Annotated in this window: 12 protein-coding genes; 3 read left to right on the top strand and 9 right to left on the bottom strand. The window is 46.2% G+C overall.

The window, feature by feature from the left end; translation table 11 throughout:
- Positions 1 to 21: 21 nt before the first annotated feature.
- From ACFPXP_RS12120 to ACFPXP_RS12110, 3 genes are all read right to left on the bottom strand, one after another.
- Positions 22 to 855 (bottom strand): carbohydrate ABC transporter permease, encoded by an 834-nt coding sequence (locus ACFPXP_RS12120; RefSeq protein ID WP_379894488.1) that lies wholly within the window; start codon positions 853 to 855, stop codon positions 22 to 24.
- A 3-nt stretch (positions 856 to 858) separates the two neighbouring features.
- Positions 859 to 1,752 carry a carbohydrate ABC transporter permease gene (locus ACFPXP_RS12115; RefSeq protein ID WP_379894487.1) on the bottom strand — a complete coding sequence of 298 codons (894 nt, stop codon included), beginning with the start codon at positions 1,750 to 1,752 and terminating at the stop codon, positions 859 to 861.
- A 75-nt stretch (positions 1,753 to 1,827) separates the two neighbouring features.
- Positions 1,828 to 3,156, bottom strand: a complete 1,329-nt coding sequence (locus tag ACFPXP_RS12110) for an ABC transporter substrate-binding protein (RefSeq protein WP_379894486.1) — start codon at positions 3,154 to 3,156, stop codon at positions 1,828 to 1,830.
- A gap of 720 nt (positions 3,157 to 3,876) precedes the next feature.
- Between ACFPXP_RS12110 and ACFPXP_RS12105 the strand changes: the two genes are divergently transcribed.
- A complete protein-coding gene (locus ACFPXP_RS12105) occupies positions 3,877 to 4,794 on the top strand; it encodes an ArsR/SmtB family transcription factor (protein ID WP_379894485.1) in 918 nt (305 codons plus the stop codon).
- An 84-nt stretch (positions 4,795 to 4,878) separates the two neighbouring features.
- On the opposite strand, the gene ACFPXP_RS12100 is transcribed toward ACFPXP_RS12105, so the two are convergent.
- The 3 genes from ACFPXP_RS12100 to ACFPXP_RS12090 all read right to left on the bottom strand — a co-directional run bounded on the left by ACFPXP_RS12100 (position 4,879) and on the right by ACFPXP_RS12090 (position 10,566).
- A complete protein-coding gene (locus ACFPXP_RS12100) occupies positions 4,879 to 6,399 on the bottom strand; it encodes an extracellular solute-binding protein (protein WP_379894484.1) in 1,521 nt (506 codons plus the stop codon).
- Positions 6,400 to 6,695: 296 nt separating this feature from the next.
- On the bottom strand, positions 6,696 to 8,054 hold the full coding sequence (locus tag ACFPXP_RS12095) for an ABC transporter substrate-binding protein (RefSeq protein ID WP_379894502.1): 1,359 nt from the start codon (positions 8,052 to 8,054) through the stop codon (positions 6,696 to 6,698).
- 172 nt (positions 8,055 to 8,226) lie between these two features.
- Complete coding sequence (locus ACFPXP_RS12090; RefSeq protein ID WP_379894483.1) at positions 8,227 to 10,566, bottom strand: helix-turn-helix domain-containing protein; 2,340 nt, start codon at positions 10,564 to 10,566, stop codon at positions 8,227 to 8,229.
- Positions 10,567 to 10,941: 375 nt separating this feature from the next.
- Between ACFPXP_RS12090 and ACFPXP_RS12085 the strand changes: the two genes are divergently transcribed.
- Entirely contained in the window at positions 10,942 to 12,732 is a 1,791-nt protein-coding gene (locus ACFPXP_RS12085; protein WP_379894482.1) for a rhamnogalacturonan lyase, read from the top strand.
- A 179-nt stretch (positions 12,733 to 12,911) separates the two neighbouring features.
- On the opposite strand, the gene ACFPXP_RS12080 is transcribed toward ACFPXP_RS12085, so the two are convergent.
- The 3 genes from ACFPXP_RS12080 to ACFPXP_RS12070 all read right to left on the bottom strand — a co-directional run bounded on the left by ACFPXP_RS12080 (position 12,912) and on the right by ACFPXP_RS12070 (position 17,779).
- Positions 12,912 to 13,328: a VOC family protein gene (locus tag ACFPXP_RS12080; protein ID WP_379894481.1), complete on the bottom strand. Its 417-nt coding sequence runs from the start codon at positions 13,326 to 13,328 to the stop codon at positions 12,912 to 12,914.
- Positions 13,329 to 13,492: 164 nt separating this feature from the next.
- On the bottom strand, positions 13,493 to 14,308 hold the full coding sequence (locus ACFPXP_RS12075) for a helix-turn-helix transcriptional regulator (RefSeq protein WP_379894480.1): 816 nt from the start codon (positions 14,306 to 14,308) through the stop codon (positions 13,493 to 13,495).
- A gap of 141 nt (positions 14,309 to 14,449) precedes the next feature.
- Positions 14,450 to 17,779 carry a choice-of-anchor I family protein gene (locus ACFPXP_RS12070; RefSeq protein ID WP_379894479.1) on the bottom strand — a complete coding sequence of 1,110 codons (3,330 nt, stop codon included), beginning with the start codon at positions 17,777 to 17,779 and terminating at the stop codon, positions 14,450 to 14,452.
- A gap of 268 nt (positions 17,780 to 18,047) precedes the next feature.
- Here ACFPXP_RS12070 and ACFPXP_RS12065 point away from each other — a divergent pair, with 268 nt between their 5' ends.
- The gene (locus tag ACFPXP_RS12065; protein ID WP_379894478.1) at positions 18,048 to 18,284 is read left to right on the top strand and encodes a hypothetical protein; all 237 of its coding nucleotides are present in this window, start codon (positions 18,048 to 18,050) and stop codon (positions 18,282 to 18,284) included.
- The last annotated feature ends 190 nt before the right edge of the window (positions 18,285 to 18,474 follow it).

Raw genomic sequence — 18,474 nt, 5'->3', positions numbered from 1 at the left:
CCCTTTACATATCCTTTGATTTTAACCTTTCACAGAGCCCGCCGTCATGCCGTCTATAAAGTATTTCTGGAACGCGAAGAACAGAATTAGAATTGGCACAATCGAGAAGAACGAGCCTACAATCAATAAATCATAATTATTTCCATACGGCGTGAGCAGCGTTTTCAAGCCAATCGGCAGTGTGTATTTGTCAGAATCGCTGATGACCATAAACGGCCACAAAATATTGTTCCAGCTGTTCATGCCGTTCAAGATTCCCATCGCTGCAAAAGCAGGCTTCATCAGCGGCAGAATGAGACGAATATAAATCCCGTATTCATTCGCTCCGTCGACTCTCCCCGCAGCAATAATTTCCTTCGGCACCCCTCTTAGATATTGCCTAAAGAAGAAGATCGTTGCCGCATTCGCAATGCCCGGCAAAATAATTGCCGAATACGTATTCATCAATCCCAAATTGAACGTCAATGTATACAGCGGCAGCAGCAATATTTCAAAAGGCACCATCATAATAAGCAGTACACAAATGAACAAGAAGTTCTTTCCTTTAAATTCATAAGCCGCAAATCCGTAGGCGACCGTCGCGCTTACAATCAACGTCAGTGCGACCTGAACGACCGTCAGCAGGATCGAATTCGTAAACCACAAAAAGTAGGAATGATCACCAGTAAACAAGAAGACAAAATTATCAAAACTCATGACAGACAAATCGAAAGATAGATTAAGACCTTGCCGAATCAGTTCCTTCCCTGGCTTAAATGAAGCTAGCGCGATCGCATAAAACGGAATAAGCACCAAAATACACAATATTGCGAAGAGGACGGTGAGAGAAAATTTCGCTATCGTATTTTTGTTCATCTCCTAGTCCTCCTTCTTAAACATGCCGGAAAAAGCCAGCTGCGTTAAATTGATAACCATTGTAATCGTAAGCAGCACAATACCGACTGCTGCCGCATAACCAAGATCATTCTTCTCAATGCCTTGACGATACAAATACCCGACAATCGTTAGACCGATATTTTTCGGCGAGTTGTTCCCGTTCCATAGCATCATACTTTCTATAAACATGGCCAGACCCGCATAAATACTGATCGTCAGCACGTAGATCGTCGTTGGCTTAAGCAGAGGCATTGTAATATGTCTAAATTTTTGAAACGAGCTGGCACCGTCAATCGAAGCCGCTTCGTAGTATTCGTCCGGAATATTCTTGAGTCCGGATAAGAAATACAAAATATTGACACCCATCCATCTCCATGTGGCCAACGTGACGAGTGCAACGAAGCCGGTCACCTGTCCTTTCAAAAACTTGATCGGTTCAATCCCGAATAGACCGAGGAAAGAGTTGATCAATGAGCCTTCCATTTCACCGAACATCAGCCGGAAAATTGTACCGGCGACGACAACAGACGTGAGTGCAGGAAAGAAAAAGGTCGACTTGAACAGCTCCCCGCCCCATACAAGCTTGCTGTTAATGAAAACAGCCAACAGCATCGGGATCGGGATAAGAATAAGCAGGGTCAGCACCATGTAGACCACACTGTTCATGACAGCCTTTAGAAACACTTTATCTCCCAGCATCTTGTCATAGTTATCCAATCCGACCCACTGAGCTTCCTGCCCGAGCATCGTTTTCTGAAAGCTCATTTCGACAGAATTCAGCATCGGGTACGCCCAAAACACCACAAAGACGAGAATAAAGGGCAGCACGAAAATGTAAGGAGCGACCTTTTGCGAGTATAGGAAATTTTTAATCATCACTTTACTCCTTTGGCTGAACAGAGCTGCCTATATTCACGGCAGCTCTTTATTATAGATTGCAGGATCAGAAGACTATTGCAGCTCTTGCTCAATTTGCTCCTGTGCATCATTCAGCGCTTCTGCGATGTCCTTACCATCCTCGAAAATTTCATTCAGTGTAATCGTACACAAGACATTATTGATGGTCGGAGATGCGGATACGGAACGAATCAGTTGAATTTCGTCTTTAATTTCGTTCAACACATCAAACGGGTTGTTCACGAAATACTTCACGAACTTGTTATCTGGATTATGTGTCACATCTTCCATTTCCCATACATCCATATTGACAGGGTCAAAGCCGAGCGTATTCCAGATTTCGATATTCGCGTCCTGGGAAAGCTTCGCATAGGCCAGGAAATCTTTGGCCAGCTGTACGTCTTTCGCTGTTTTGGTTACAACCGTTCCAGTACCGCCGCCTCCCACAGATCTTGGCATCCCTTCTTCAATGACCGGAATTGGCGCAATCGCGATTTTGCCTTCCAAGTCGGTCATGTAGTTCGTATAGCGGGACATTTGCCACAGAGGCATCATCGCCGTAACGACATTGCCTGCGTTGAATTCACCGTAAGCTTCTTCCGTATCCGGCTGGCCGCCGGCAATCGTCGTAATGACGTTATTATCCTGCAGGTCCTTCAAAATCGTCAATCCTCTGATCAATTCCTCCGAATTAATTTTCGGATTTCCTGCTTCGTCCACAAAATCAGCGTTTTGCTGCGCCAGCATCATCGATGACTGCCAGGTAGCACTGGTGTCTGCCGTACCCATATATTTGCCCGTTGCTTCATATACCTTAATACCGGCTTCCTTGAAATCTTCCCAAGTCACGATATCTTCATAGTTTACTCCCGCTTCCTCCAAAATCTCTGTATTATAGAAAGCGACGGAAGCCCCAACGTGTGTTGGAATACCATAAATCGTACCGTCTTTGCTGTACAGGTCCAGTCTGGATTGTACAATCGTATCTTTGTGAGGCTCAACGACATCATTCAGCGATTCCAATTGAGGCTCGCCTTCCATGAAATCCGGGAATTTACCTAGCTCAATATCGGCAATATCCGGTGCACCTTCACCCGTTTGAACCGCGATCGACAGCTTGTTGTGCATATCGTCATAAGGCATAACCGTAACGTTCAATTTAATTTGGCGGTCTGGAAACTCCTTATTCCATTTGGCAAGCATTGTCTCAAAATGCTGTCCGTGAAGCTCTACGAATGTCCAGTATTCCAGTGCCGTTGCGTCTTCTCCGGCGCCTCCGTCAATGACGGTTTTTTCACCGCCGCCTGAAGACGATTTACTGCAGCCAAATAAAAATACAGACATGGATAATACCAACAATATAATCAGCCATTTGTTCTTCAATGTTTGACCCTCCTTCATTGTACAATCCTTCATTTTACTCGCCCCTTCGCGTTGAGCGAGGCTAAACCCTTTCGCTTTTTATGTAAAATCTCTGTTGTCCAATGGTTAGAGCTTCTATAGATGTGCGCAGCTCATTCTTGCTTAACCTTTCGTACACACCCCCTAAGTGGTTTAAAGATTAATGAAATGATTTAAGTTTAACTTAATGAATCCGCTTGCAAGATTAAATTAACACAAAATGCATAGATTTGTAAACAGCATTTTGTAAATCTTTTTATAAATATATAAACCTATTTATTATTGTTTGATCAACATGAGTAAAATCAATAATATTCGCTCAAGGTCAAGCTATGATCCCTTTATATTAAATCATAACATTCGTTGAAATAAGCCGTATCATATTTATTATTTTAGCTTTTTATAAAAAACCAATGATTTTATTCACGGAATATAGTAAGATATTGAATTGAATCATCTGAAATAATTTAATTTATTTGAAAGTAATAAGAAGCAGAAAATTCCTGTCGGTGTTCTTCGGGGAAGAGCGACCTCGCGAGTTTGCCCAGCAAACGGCATCGTGTACTGTCTCTTTCTGTCTAAACGGAAGTTTTTATCGCGGGTAGAATAGTTTAACCTTCGAGGAATTAGACGAAGTTAAGCTTTACTATGTGATAAATAAAAAACGAAATTTCTTACTATAGCGGAAGTAGGTCTGTTGCGATGATTTATATTAAAGATCTCATGAGTGGACTAGACATTTTCAAAGCGTTAAGCTCCGAAATCCGAATTCAAATTCTTGAACTGCTTGCCAAGCATCAAGCCCTGAACCTCAATGATTTGGCTACCAAGCTGAATCTAAGCAACGGTGCGATTACGATGCATATTAAGAAGCTGGAGGAAAGCGGGCTTATTGAAATCAACACCTCTGTAGGCAAACACGGTATTCAGAAGCTGTGCTATCTGAATAAGGATAAGCTGATGGTCGATCTCAAGAAGAGGGAAGTTGACAACCTGTATGAAGTAGAGCTTAAGGTGGGGCATTACAGTGATTATCAGGCCGTACCAACGTGTGGATTGGCAACGAAGGACAGCATCATTGGCGATTTTGACGAGCCTCGTTATTTTGCAGATCCCCAGCGGATTGATTCTGAAATTATTTGGCTCGCCGATGGATTTCTGGAATATAGAATTCCGAATTATTTGAAACCCAACCAAACCTTTCGCGAAATTCAGCTGTCGATGGAGCTCAGCTCGGAAGCTCCCGGCTATTGCGATAATTATCCATCGGATATCTTTTTCTACTTAAACGGGGTCGAAATTGGAAGCTGGACAAGTCCGGGGGATTTCGGGGAGAGCAGAGGCAGCTTTAATCCGGATTGGTGGCCGCCGCATCTGAATCAATACGGTATGCTGAAGCTCATCCGAATCAATCATGAGGGCAGCTTTATTGACGGCTGCCGTATATCCAATGTTACAATAGACCAGATCGGTCTAGATTACAAAAGTGAGCTGACCTTTCGAATTGCTGTCACCGACCAACCGATCAATAAAAGAGGCTTAACGATTTATGGTAAAAATTTTGGGAATTACAGCCAAGATTTGCTGGTTCGTGTGCTTTACGATGTCAATCATGAATAATTGCACAATCACAAGCAGAAAGACAGGGGCATCTTTGCACCTGTCTTTTTTTGATTCTAGAACTCATATCCTCTAGTCCCCAGCCTAAGGTAAAGATTTGCTGTACAATTCATTGATATCCTCAATATATTCATCACCGCCGCTCCTGCGCCATTCCACGGTGGCCTGCTCTAAGCCGGCTTCATCAATTTGCCCCATAATAAACATCGTTCTGGCATCATTGATGATCTTATCCAGCTTTTCCCCTTTCTCCGCGTATTCATCGGACACCAGCGGCTCAGCCAAATCGCTTACAATAATTTTTTCATTGTCCACTTGAAGCTGTTCCGCCTTCTCACGCAGCCCTGAGCTTTCCACTGGACGCGTACGATCTTCAGGAATAAACATGAGAAGCTGGTTCAAATTTTGCAATTCCACCATCACGTCTTGATCCTCGGAAGGAATGACATAAGACCCCATATCCTCATAATGCCTCCCCGCGATTCCATTGCCGAGCAAAATTTGCGCGTCCTCATCATTGATCCGATCTAGAAAAGCCAATACTTGCTTAAGCTCTTCTTCCGTCTTCACGCTGGATTTAGAAATGGCGATCATCCCTCCGTATCCCGCGGTCGAATAGTCTCTTCGACCATATGGACCCTCCGGTGCGCCAAATACGTCCATCACCTGCTCCTGGGCCTTCGTCCTCTGGATTTTGCCTTCCACCCTTTGCGCCATATCGGCAACATCTACGATGACTCCTGCCTCGCCCCGCACAATCGGCTCAACCCATTGATTGGGGTCCATCACTGCAAAATTACGGTTCACCAGGCCTTCGCTGTAAATTTTCCGAAAAAATCGCAGTGCCTCCATATATTCCGGCGTCAGATGAGCAGGTATTAACCTGCCGTTCTCATCCATCCCCCATCCGTTCGGAGCCCCGAACCAAACCTGCATAATGTCCCATGGTCCCGAGTAACTCGTAACGACCATTCCATAGGTATCATCTTTGCCGTTTCCATCCGGGTCTTGTTCAGTAAACGCTTTCAATAAATCATAAAAATCATCGATCGTTTGAGGATTGTCCAGACCGAGGCGATCCATCCAATCTCTTCGTACGGAAACGCCCATCCGCCCTAACGTTCTGGCGCGATATATGCCATACGTTTTTCCGTCGATGGATGCATTATTCAAAATTAGCGAATTGGCCTGGCTTAAATTAGGGTAATCCTTGAGATACGGCCCGAGCTCCCAGAACTTCCCGGCACGCACCGCGTCGATAAAAGCTACCGTTTTACCTGGAATCACTGTAATTTCCGGAAGCGAATCTAAGGATATAGCAATACTGAGAGCACTGGAATACGTTGTGCTCGGTACGAAGCGAAAATTCAATTCCGTATTCGTGATTTCCTCCAGCTGCTTAATGACGGGACTGTCCTCGTCTGGTGATTTTTTATAATAGGCTGGAAGCATAATGCCGATATTCAATTTCTCTTCAGCATGTGATTGGGTTCCGTTCACCTTGGAGTTCGTCAGATTCGAGTGAGGATTTGAGCATGCAGTCAGCAATGGTACGATCAAGAAGCAAATAACGAGAGAATTTCGATAAAGATGGGTCCAGATCATTCCCGTCCTCCTTTTCCATTCCAGCGGGCGCCTCATACGTTACCGTTCATAGTTAAAACAATAAAATACGGCACTTATTTGCGCAACCACACTTTTTTGCTTGATGGAACTCATGGGCATGATTCCAGCGATCTTTGGATTGCCTTTTCCTTTAATAAAATCTCATGTACTGGAATGAAAAGCAAGAAAAAGTCCTCGACAATTTCCGTCAAGGACTCCATCCTGTCGTAAGTGCTGGTAGGAGAACGAATCTTCTTCGCATCAGCTTCTGTTGATCAATAAGACTGCCTTTTCCTCTATTGCCCCTTGGCATCCTTAATGGCTTGATTCAATGATTCCGCCGCGTCCCTGAATGCCGTATTGTAATCATCGGTATCACGAATCGGCCAGATGGCATAGTGATACGGAGAATCACCTAGACTTTCATACTTCCCTTTCTTCGGAACAGGAGCAAATTGGTTGTAGAACATCGCTCCGAAGTTTTTTCCTTTGAACGCACTCTCGGTACCAAGCTGGCTCTTAATATGATCATCGTTAAGCACAGGCATCACACCGATCTTGGAAAGGTGGCTTTGTGCCTCTTCGGAAATCAAATACTCGATCACTTTCATCGCAGCTTCTTTATTTTTACTTGAATTTGCGATACCAAAATAGGTAGGATACGGCTGGGATCCGACCCCCGGATTATCCGAGAATGTAGGCAGAGCGACCATATCCCAATTCATATTGGTGAAATCCTCTTGGAATACGAAGATAATCGAAGACAGCCAAACGAACATAGCCAAATTCTTGGTTTGCAGGAATTCATTGCGGTAAGGTCCAAATCCATCATTCGCCTTGCTAAAATCAATATAGTGGGACATTGGATCGACAAACACTTTTTCATAGAACGATTTCCAGCGCTCATCCTGATTAATCGTGGCCTGCTCGTTCTCATCGACATAAGGCAAGGACATCTGGTTCATTCTGAGAACGTGCGTCGTTGAAGTTGCGTATCCGAAATACTGTTCGCCGCCCTCATTACGCGTCATTTTCTTAGACAATTCACTGAGTTCTTCCCAAGTCATGCCATCTTTCGGATAGTCCACGCCAAATCGGTCAAATAAATCTTTATTGTAATAAAGCACAACATTGTTGTTAAAAACAGGTACCGCATAGATGCCGCCATCCGACAGCATTTTGATCGAATCTACAACGGTCGGCTCCAATTTACTCAAATCCAAACCATGGCTCTCGATTAATTCGGTCATGTCCATCTGAACATCGCTTTCAAAATAACCTTGGATAAAGCCAATGGAATCGAAATAAATATCGATTTGTTCTCCGGCTGCGATCATTTCCTTTAATCCGTATTCTTTCGATGCCGGCTTATAGGTGATCGTATAATTCGGGAATTTCTCTCGAATCAAGTCACCGAAACGAGCATTAAAGCTTTCCTCCGAATCGCCGCTTTGTGTGAAGATCACCAGTTCAGCCGGCTCATCGCTCGCCTCGTCCTCGTTATTCTCATTTGCTGCCGGGGGATTGTTCGCCGTGTTCTGCGTGTTCGAACGATTGTCCCCATTATTGCTTTCATTCGTTCCGCTATTTCCGCTGGAGCATGCGGAGATGAGTACCATAACCATGATGAGCATGACCGCGATCGATCTTTTCATCAAATGAATCTCCTCCTTATTCGATTTCCTTTTCAACCGATTTACTATGATTGAAACCGATTACATGCCCAATATAGCGAAAACAAAAATTTCCTACTACCGCACATTATTGAACTGCTTCCGAACTTCTTAAATGTATCTTTTTTGGCGAAATATCACTTTATTGATCGCTTTATTTACGGCTAAGTTCACGATACTGCCTAGGGGTCATCCCCTCCAGTTTTTTGAAGATACGGTTAAAATAACTATGCTGATACCCCACTCTCTCCGCAATATCGTAAATTTTCAGACCTGTATCGCGTATCAATTCTTTGGCTTTGTCCATTCGGAGCTCTGTTAAGTAATCAATGAAGTTTTTGCCGACATACTGTTTAAAGGCTTTGCTTAAAGAGTAATGATTCGTACCCGCATGCTCCGCGCATTCATCCAATGAAATATCCCTCATATAGTTATCATGCATATAAGTAACCGCTTTATCTACGATTTCTCTTAGGCGATCGTGGGATCGTTCCTCCATTTCATCAAAAAATGGACCCGCGACGCTTCCCTTCATCCACTCGAGCATTTCCTCGGCTCCGCGGATCTGCGACAGCCGTTCATACATGTTGCTTCCTTTAAACAAACGATGTGGATTCATGCCGCACTGCAGCATCGTATTTTGCATTTTTCCGAGCAGCTGCAGCATCCCCTGCTGCACGACGGCTTCCGTAGCACCGCCTGCCGCCAACTGATTCAGAAATTCTGTGATAAGCAAATTCGCTTCTTCGCGCTGTCCGGTTCGCATCGCCTGCACGAGCTTTCTTTCCAACGAAAAAGAATAACGCATTTCTTCATCGCTGCAAAAGTCTTCAACCTGCTCCAGATCAATGATTTGATTCCGCAGCGTACAATCCCGCAGCAGCAGGGCTTCTTTCACTTCGGCAAACAGATGCGGCACATGTTTGATGTAGGCAGTAGAGCGGCTGACAGTAATGGCTACATACAGCTTTAGGAGACGTTGAATCGCCTCCATCACCTCCCTGCATAGATCGTTAACCTCCGTACGCATATCTTGCTCCTCATGCATAAATACCAAGAGACCGATAGACATATCGTGCAGGTTGATGACACTTACCTGCTCAAGCTTTGCTTTCGCCAGCTCTTCAACGATATTGGCTGCGGCGAACGTAAACAGATCCTCATCCTTGGAGGTGAGACGTCCCTTGCGATTGGAGAATCCGAGCAGTTGAATACTGAGCACCAGCATATGACGGTTATCCAGTTTCCATCCGAGCTGCTTCATTCGTTCTTTGAGCTCTTCTTCCGTATAAGATCCCAGACCGTCATGAATTAACTGAAGAAGAAAACCTTCTTTCAGATAGGGCAGCTGGTCGGACAGCTTGTGCTGCATCGCGGCGCTTTGCTTCAGCATGCTCTCCCACTGTACTTCAAGATATCTAAACTCATCCCTGGCAAGACGATCCGCTGCCGATCCACTCCCTTCCTGAAGCAGTCTCACCATTCGTCCAATCGGCGTATAAATTCGCCGCGATATCATCCAGGACAACAAGACAGCCAGCACAATTCCAGCCATACTGACATACAGGATGATTTTGGATGTGAAGACAACCGGTGCGGTAATGGCTGTCATCGGCACAGCAGAGATATAAGTCCATTCCATATTAACCCGCTCAAAATTTCCGTAGGACACGGAATACGTATTTCCGTTCCATGGCATTACAAAAGTCGATTGATCATCGCTGCGCGAAAGCACCGAAGATAATACTAAATCCTGGAGCTCATTTCCTTCGGAATGACGGTCATGAACGATCATATCTCCGCTGTCGTGATTGATAATCAAGCCGACCCCATCTCCGGAAGGAAGCATCGTCTCCAGCTGCTGTTCTATTTTATTCAAATTCACATAAGCAATTAACGCACCAAACTTCCGAGGAGTCCCTCCCGGAACCTGATGTACAAGCCTAATGGTCGATCCATCATCCGAAACGGATGACGATTCCCAAAAAATATCTGACTGCTGTTCGGGAAGATGCTGATATGGCAGCATTCCCTCTTGTGTCGTAAGAGGCGTCACACTTGTAATCGGATCAAAAACAAGCGGCTGCGGTTCATAGAGAAACAGCTGCAGATTATCCAAAAAGGGATGCGTCCCTTTCTTAATCAGCAAGCTTTGATTCAGCTCGCGGGTTTTTTGAAATTGGTACAAATAGTCCGTTTCCAGCATGGAGTCGTTGAACATCGGATCGAAGGCCCAGTGCGTTAATGTTGTTTTCAGGTAAGACAGCTGTTCATCCAGTTCCTGCGCTCTCTGCTTGATTTGGTTCTCATGCGACGTCAGCATGGCCTTCTCAATTTGATCGATCGCGATCCAATAAATTCCGCCCCCGATAATGAGTCCGGGGATACTGGCGATGAAGAGAATCGATATCAGCGTCTTGCGAAAAAACAACCCTCGCACTGCCATAAACTGACCAACGAATTTTTTAATCGTTCCGCTCTTTGTTTGTTTCAAGCCGCATATCACCTGCCAGTCTCATTATAGATCCTTATGGAAGTAGGAAATGTAAGTGCTTACAATATATTATTATATGGTAATGGACCTTTATCACAACGGTAAATATTTGTCTGCGAGACCATTCCGAGAAATCTACTTTTTTTGCAAAGTTGCACATTATTGCCCCACCCCTCTATGCTTCCCGTTCGAAACGCCGGTTCTTCTGGGTATCCATAAGAAAAAGGGATCATTCGTTCATGCAAAATGTTCTGATTGCTGTTAAACCGTAGATGGCTTAACATAAGAATCAATTTCATGAAGGCACAGCTGCAAACGGTACGAACGGTTTAGCAATCACTTAAAACACCACTTACCCAAAAGAGGAGGATGGGAATGAATATGAATAGGAAACAAATGGAGTTTTTAAATCGTGGGCTTATTGCCTTGCAGGTGGACGATGGTGTCTACCTAAGCTGGCGCTGGCTTGGTACAGAACCGGAGGAGACCCGTTTTGCGGTTTATCGTGACGGGGTCCGGATTCATACGACTTCTCCGTCAGAAGGAACGAATTATCTCGATCCAGACGGTATGGATCAATCTATCTACACCGTTCGGGCCATCTATGATGAGGCAGAACAGGAGGAAGAGAAGCCCGTACAAGTACAGTCATCGAATGTACTTCGTATCCCTCTGCAAAAGCCGCTAGGAGGAACATCTCCCGACGGGGTCACCTATACATACAGCGCGAACGACGCCAGTGTCGGTGATGTAGACGGTGATGGCGAATATGAGATCATCTTGAAGTGGGATCCTTCGAATTCTCATGACAATGCCCATAAAGGCTACACTGGAAACGTGTATCTAGATGCTTACAAATTGGATGGCCAGATGCTATGGAGAATCGATTTGGGGGTCAATATTCGGGCCGGTGCCCATTATACGCAATTTATGGTGTATGACTTAGACGGAGACGGCCGTGCCGAAGTCGCCTGCAAAACAGCGGACGGAACGATCGACGGCACGGGCACAGTGATTGGAGATGCCGACGCGGACTATCGCAACCGTGACGGATATATCATAGAGGGGCCGGAATTTTTGACCGTCTTTGAAGGCCTCACAGGCCGCGCATTGCATACGACCGCCTACGAACCGCCGCGTGGCAACGTTTCGGATTGGGGCGATGCTCACGGTAATCGCGTAGACCGCTTCCTTGCTTGTGTCGCCTATCTCGATGGGAAGAGACCGAGTCTCGTCATGTGCCGAGGCTATTACACTCGGACCGTTCTCGCCGCATATAACTGGCGTGACGGGCAGCTTAGCAAGGTGTGGACATTCGACAGTGATAAGCCGGGAAATGAAGCTTATGCGGGTCAAGGTAACCACAGTCTGGCTGTAGCGGATGTAGATGGCGATGGCAAGGACGAAATCATCTACGGCTCCTGTGTGATCGATCATGACGGTACCGGACTTTACAGTACCGGCTTAGGCCATGGCGACGCCATGCATGTAGGAGACTTGGACCCCAGCCGCCCGGGATTGGAAGTGTTCCAGGTGCATGAGACTCCGTCGGATTACGGTATTGAAATGCATGATGCGCGAACGGGCGAGCTGTTATGGGGCGTACCGACTACCGGAGATACGGGCCGCGGTACTAGCGGGGATCTGGATCCGAGGTATCCCGGGGAAGAAGTATGGGCAGGGGGAACGTTGTATTCCTGCAAAGGCGAGATCATCGGAGCAGCGCCGGATCAAACCAACTTTGCGATCTGGTGGGACGGGGATCTGCTGCGCGAGCTGCTGGATAACAATCACATCGACAAATGGGATTATGTGAACGGCCGCACCATCCGGCTTGTGACAGCGGAAGGCTGTGCTTCGAACAACGGAACGAAAGCGACTCCTTGCCTGCAAGCGGACCTGTTCGGAGATTGGCGGGAAGAAGTCGTATGGAGAAATGAGGACAGCACCGAGCTTCACATTTATTCGACGACGGAGCCAACGAAGCACCGCATTCGGACACTCATGCATGATCCGGTCTACCGTCTCAGCATCGCTTGGCAGAACGTCGCCTACAATCAACCGCCGCATCCTAGCTTTTATTTGGGAGATGGGATGTCGCCGCCTCCAGCTCCGCAAATTGAGGTGGTAGTTTGCAACAACTGGGCAAAGGTTCCGGCTAAGTGACACGCGTCCATTCGGGTGAAAACAAGCTGACAGCCCAAAGAATCAGCAGTATCGCGGCTGCCGAAATCCAAAAGCGCCATACCTAATTTTATTGGACATCACGAATGACTCTCTTCCATTAGAATGAAAGCGACAAAGACAGGGATATGCCCCTGTCTTTGCCTATCTCAATTTGTTTATTACTCCTGCGGAACAGCGCTCATATCCATGTAAGAAATCTCCCAAATATGTCCGTCCAAATCTTCAAAGCTCCTCGTATACATAAAACCGTGATCCGCTGGATCACTCGCTTGCTTACCGCCTGCTTTCAGAGCACGATCCGCCCATTCATCAACCTGCTCTCTGCTTTCCGCCGACAATGCGATAATCACTTCCGCATGCGATGACGTATTGCATACTTCTTTTTTCATGAAGCCTTTGAAGAACGGCTCGGTCAGAAGCATCGCAAAAATATTGTCGTTGATCACCAAACATGCGGCATTTTCATCCGTAAATTGAGGATTAAATTCAAATCCGATTGCTTTAAAAAACTCCTTCGTTTGCTGCAAGTCCTTGACGGGTAAATTCACGAAAATATGTCCTGCTTTAACTGCCATATGATACTCCTCCTCAAAAATATCAATATTTTACGTTGGTTCAAACGTATGATCCCATTATAATTCATAGACTGTATCTCGATTTCTTCTCATTTGCTATGTATCCGTCGTCCGCACTCCAAATCCTATGACAGCATAAAGGCCAACTATAATGAAACAAACAGCTACCTTGTCGGAGTAAATTTTCGGCTAAGAAAACGATTCATCAATAATGGCTGGGAAATCAAAATAGGCGGGTCGTCTAAGCTGGGTGGATAAAGCTTCACTTCCTGATACGGCACGGATGAATAGGGATTTACGATGATCGGCGCTTTCGTTCTGGAGCGCAGCGTTGTCTCCGTAAGCAAAATATCAGCAGCTTGCATATTCCATGAAACGGAAGTAGCCATGACGTAATAAGTGCCCGGACTTACATTACAAAAACGAAAACGTCCAAGCGACGGCAGCAGCGTCCCGTATAAAGGAAGCCCCTCCGGAATCGGTTTCGCAAATAAGCCGATCAGAATCACTCCGTTGAATGGGACATCTGCAGTCACCGTTCCCTCAATGACTGAAGATGAACTCTCGACCGAATAGGCTGTATGCCATTCGTCCAGCATCTGCAGCGCGCGCAAGCGTTGAACTGTATCGTGCCTTGAATTTCGAAATTCAGATGGCGTCATGCCTACCCGCTCCGTAAATCTAGTAGTAAATGTTCCTAAGCTTTGTTGGCCGATCTCAAGTGCCACATCACGAATCGTCAAATGGGTATTCAAGAGCAAGTCCTTCGATTTTTGAAGTCGCAAAGAAGAAATATAGTATTGCGGGGAAAGGCCTACTCTTTCTTTAAAAAGACGAGAGAAATGAAACGGGCTGTATGCTGCATAGCGGGCAAGCTGGTCAAGCGTAAGAGGTTCAAAAAGATGCTGATGTATGTAGGTGAGAACTCCTTCAATTTCTGCATATCGATTCTCCAATCTTACGTGCCTCCCCCTTTTCATTTAATGCCATATAAGCGAAATGAAAGCCAGTCTCAATCTCCATCATAACCTTTATTATGCATATATGTAAATGGATGACCAAATTTCAATTTAAAAAGGATGTCCCTTCGTCATGACTGACTTCAGGGACATCCTTTATTGTTATTCCGCAGGAATCAGGATCGTTTGATTCGGGAAGATCAGATTCGGATTTGACAGCCGATTATACTCCGCGATTTCTTTCCAGGATACCCCGTATTTCCGTCCAATCGAGTACAGTGTATCTCCTTGTTTCACAATGTATTTCCCGTCTAAGCGGTCACCATTGTCAGAGGGAAGCTGATTCGGTACTTCGACCGGCACCTCAGCTGGAACTTCAACAGGCGCTGGGGCAGCCTTATCTCCTGAAGCGGATTGTTCGATAATTCGTCCTTCCACAGCTGCTGCTAACGCATTCTGGGATTGAATATAGCTGATCACTGCTTCATCCAATGCCGGGTAATGACCAGTGATTTCATCATCCGCGAACATCGTATATTCATCTCCGCCCGCCGCAATAAAGTCATTGGTCGCAAGCACATAGATTCTGTTTAAATCAATAGGCTCTCCGTTGACTTTGACAGAGTGCACCTTGCTGCCCTTCGGCTGACTCGGATCGATCGCGTATGTGATGCCGCCAACTTGCGGGAAGGCACCTTTCGGTTCAGGATAATCTCCCGCACCGTGCTGAAGCGCTGCGACGATATCAGCCCCCGTAACCTCTAGGGTTACGATGTAGTTGCCGAATGGAAGCACCGTGATGATGTCTCCCTTCGTAATGTCCCCCTGATCGATGGATGCCCGAATGCCGCCACCGTTCGTTAGAGCCACATCCGCTCCGGTTGCCATCAGCATCGCATCTGTAATCAAATTGCCTAGATTCGATTCCTTCACTCTTACGGTCGTGCGCTCTCCGTCTAAGAGAGCATCGGTTGCTCCGACGACCTCACTTAATACTTCATCTTGAGAGGCTTGGATCGACGAAATCAATTCAGCGACCTCGGGATCAGGATCCGCCTCTGCCATTTCTTCCTTGGAAATCAGCTTCGAGGTTTTGCCGGTCAATTGTCCTTCTTCAAAGGTCAATGTAACAACCCCGACGTTCTTCAAATACTCTCCTGTTTGAACAATCAGCGTATCGTTGATCGTTTGCGTGATGATCTGATGGCTGTGTCCATCAATAATGACATCTATGCCGTCTACTTGCTCGGCAACCTTATCGCTAGTATACGTACTCGCTTCGTCCATACCGAGATGATTCAGCGCCACGATGACATCCACCTGATTCTTCAGCAGCTCCACCTGCTTTTTCGCTTCCTCGATCGGATTGACGAACGTAATTCCTTCCACATTGTTAGGATGCGTCTTATATGCCGTCTCCGGTGTCGATAAGCCGAAAATACCGATACGAATACCGTCGATCTCCGTAATGAAGCTGGCAGGCAGCACGTCTTGTCCCGCTTTGTCTACATTACCGCCGAGAACGGGGAACTCCGACAATTCAGCGAGCTCCAACAAACGATCGATTCCATAATTGAAATCGTGGTTACCTGCTGTTAACGCATCAAAGCCCATTTCGTTCATAATCTGCACGATGCTTTCCCCACGTACCAAGGTGGAGAAGGTCTGGCCGTGGAACGAATCCCCTGCATCGAGCAGCAGTGTATTCGGGTTATTGCCGCTGTATTCATTTACGACCGCCGCTAGTTTCGCATAGCCCATGCCTGCATTCGAATCCTCAAGGATACGAGAGTGTACGTCGTTAACGTGAATGAGCTGAATAGCCGTTTGCTTCGGAGTGATTTCGTAAACTGCAATCGTTCCGCTTACTTCATGTGCTGCCAGCAGCAGCGCTTTGCCCGTCGGACTATCTACTGCAGGTACGAAGGTCAGACCTTCTGGTCCGATATCGCCTCCTACCTCTTCAGAAGATAGATCACGGCTTGAAAAATATTTGACAAACTGCGGTGCTGCAGGATTCGTTACATCGTATACCATAATTCCGCCTGTACGTTCCAATCCAATGAACGCGTAAGGAACACCGCCAACGATGCCGGACGCTGCCGTCTCAGGCTCAGGACCTTTATCGTCACTGCGGCCGTCAAAGTTGTTTTCTTCATTATCGCTGTTAAAAAACTCCGGCATCGCTTCCGAGGTAATGGTCTCAAAATCGCCGCCGCTGTCATATACTAAGCTCATATCTTCTGCGTCCCAGATGGAGAAGGAGCGACCGCCGTAGCTGTAGATCGCTTCATATTTTCCCTCTTCATTCTTTGGAGCCGATGTCGTCGTTTTCAAGCGTCCGAGCTGATCCTCGTTAAACAAACCGCCATTCACAAGTTCATCGAGCTCGCTTTGCGTATACCCCTCATAGAGATCTGCGTTCAACGCATATTGTTCTGCCATATCCGCTACTCTCTCTTCTTCCGAGTATCCTTCATAATCGGCGGAGTCGCCTTCATTGGGCGTGATAATATAATCCTTCCCTCCAACTTCAATAATCGACATTCCGTCCGGCATATACATACCCAGTACAGGCCAATGCTTCAGTTCCGCTTTGCCGTCCTTGTCTGTAACGTCCAGAACGTTGTTACCAGCTGACCAGTCCTTATATCCTAAGCCATAAACCTGCTTAAACTGTCCTGTCCCCATATCCATGACTGCAATCGCATTACTCTCCTGAAACGCCACATATGCGGTTTGACTGTCGGAAGAAACTACAATATATTCAGGCTCAAAATTTTGTTCATATGTATGCTCAGGGTTGGATTTGCGAACCTCACCCGTCATCGGTACGTTTTGAAAGCTTGCTGTGTTCGCTGCAGCATGCTGCACACCAGCAGAAACATCGATGATCGTTACACTGCCTTCCGGATTATGCTTGTAGTCATCAGTCGGTTCACCTTCGTTTGCAACCAGCACCTTCGTTCCATCGGGCGTAAACGTGACCATATCCGGCAGCGGTCCTGCCTGAACGTGGCCTAAATATTTCCCATCCACATCCAAAAATACGACATATCCCGGATCTTGCTTCGGATCGGCAGTGACGGCGATCGCAATGTAATCTTCCGTAGGGTGCTTCGCCACACTGGTAATATCGTCGATCGAAGATAAGCTGGAGTGCAGCTCATTCAGCGCAATTCGTTTCATCAGCGAAATAGATTGTACTCCGCCTTCACTCTGCAATGTAGAAAGGTCCATGATATCGAGTGCTTTCTCCGCTCCATTTACAGAGAACATTCGCTGATGTTTCGCGTCATATACGACAATTTCTGTACCGCCCTCAGCAAATTCTGCTCCGCTTTCGTAACGTCCAATCAACTCGACGGACAATTCGTCACCGGTACCGTAATCTAGAATAGAAACTTCCTCTGCCGCTTTGGCAGGCGGGGCCATGGTCGCAAGCAGCGCAGCCATCCCCAGCGATAGGACGGAAAGCTTTAATGTCTTCATCTTCTTCCTCCTCGCGTTAATATCACTACTCTATGAATATAGTGATATTGTGTTACGGGGATATTAAGGAGATGTTGAGCGAGTGTAAAGATTTACTATTAACGTAAATTGTACGAGAAGTTTCCCCGAAGACCACGCTTAACCTAAAGCTATTTTTTGGCGAAAATGTGTGAATTGCGGCGGTCACATCACTCTGTCAATATGTTGTCCAATGCATACATTGAAAGTGCAAGACAAAATAAAGCAGTACAAGAAAGGATGAATGTAAGTGAGTGTTCAAAATTCTGGCGTTACTTTAGAGGATATTCAGGCGCAGCTCCAAAGACAACTGGAATTGCAAGCACAAATCCAAGCACAGCTCCAAGCTCAGCTTCAGGCGCAGCTGCAAGCACAAACACAGACCGATACGGATACGATTACAGATGCATTAACCAATGTCGGCAATCCGGTGCAGGGTATTTCGAATGTTGGAAATCTAACCATCGGCATCGTTCTCAAACCGTAAAGGATCGCATCCAATGGTAGGATGACAAGAAAGGAGGAACCCTGTGGGTAAGGATTACAAAGATAAATAGGGCTTGCTGAACGAAACATTAGAGAGCAAATTGTCTGTAGGCGGTACGTTTCAGCAGCATGTTGAGAATGAGGACAAAAAGAAGCCGCAAGCGGCGTTCCAGGTTCATCACGAGGAACTG

It is taken from the genome of Marinicrinis lubricantis (genome assembly GCF_042658665.1).
Lineage (GTDB): Bacteria > Bacillota > Bacilli > Paenibacillales > KCTC-33676 > Marinicrinis > Marinicrinis lubricantis.
The sequence above is the reverse complement of the archived record's forward strand: the minus strand, read 5'-3'. Positions and strand labels throughout refer to the sequence as shown.

Coding starts and splice junctions, on each gene's coding strand:
- ACFPXP_RS12120 (WP_379894488.1), bottom strand. CDS start 855: ATGAACAAAAATACGATAGCGAAATTTTCTCTCACCGTCCTCTTCGCA.
- ACFPXP_RS12115 (WP_379894487.1), bottom strand. CDS start 1,752: ATGATTAAAAATTTCCTATACTCGCAAAAGGTCGCTCCTTACATTTTC.
- ACFPXP_RS12105 (WP_379894485.1), top strand. CDS start 3,877: ATGATTTATATTAAAGATCTCATGAGTGGACTAGACATTTTCAAAGCG.
- ACFPXP_RS12100 (WP_379894484.1), bottom strand. CDS start 6,399: ATGATCTGGACCCATCTTTATCGAAATTCTCTCGTTATTTGCTTCTTG.
- ACFPXP_RS12095 (WP_379894502.1), bottom strand. CDS start 8,054: ATGAAAAGATCGATCGCGGTCATGCTCATCATGGTTATGGTACTCATC.
- ACFPXP_RS12085 (WP_379894482.1), top strand. CDS start 10,942: ATGAATATGAATAGGAAACAAATGGAGTTTTTAAATCGTGGGCTTATT.
- ACFPXP_RS12080 (WP_379894481.1), bottom strand. CDS start 13,328: ATGGCAGTTAAAGCAGGACATATTTTCGTGAATTTACCCGTCAAGGAC.
- ACFPXP_RS12075 (WP_379894480.1), bottom strand. CDS start 14,308: ATGAAAAGGGGGAGGCACGTAAGATTGGAGAATCGATATGCAGAAATT.
- ACFPXP_RS12070 (WP_379894479.1), bottom strand. CDS start 17,779: ATGAAGACATTAAAGCTTTCCGTCCTATCGCTGGGGATGGCTGCGCTG.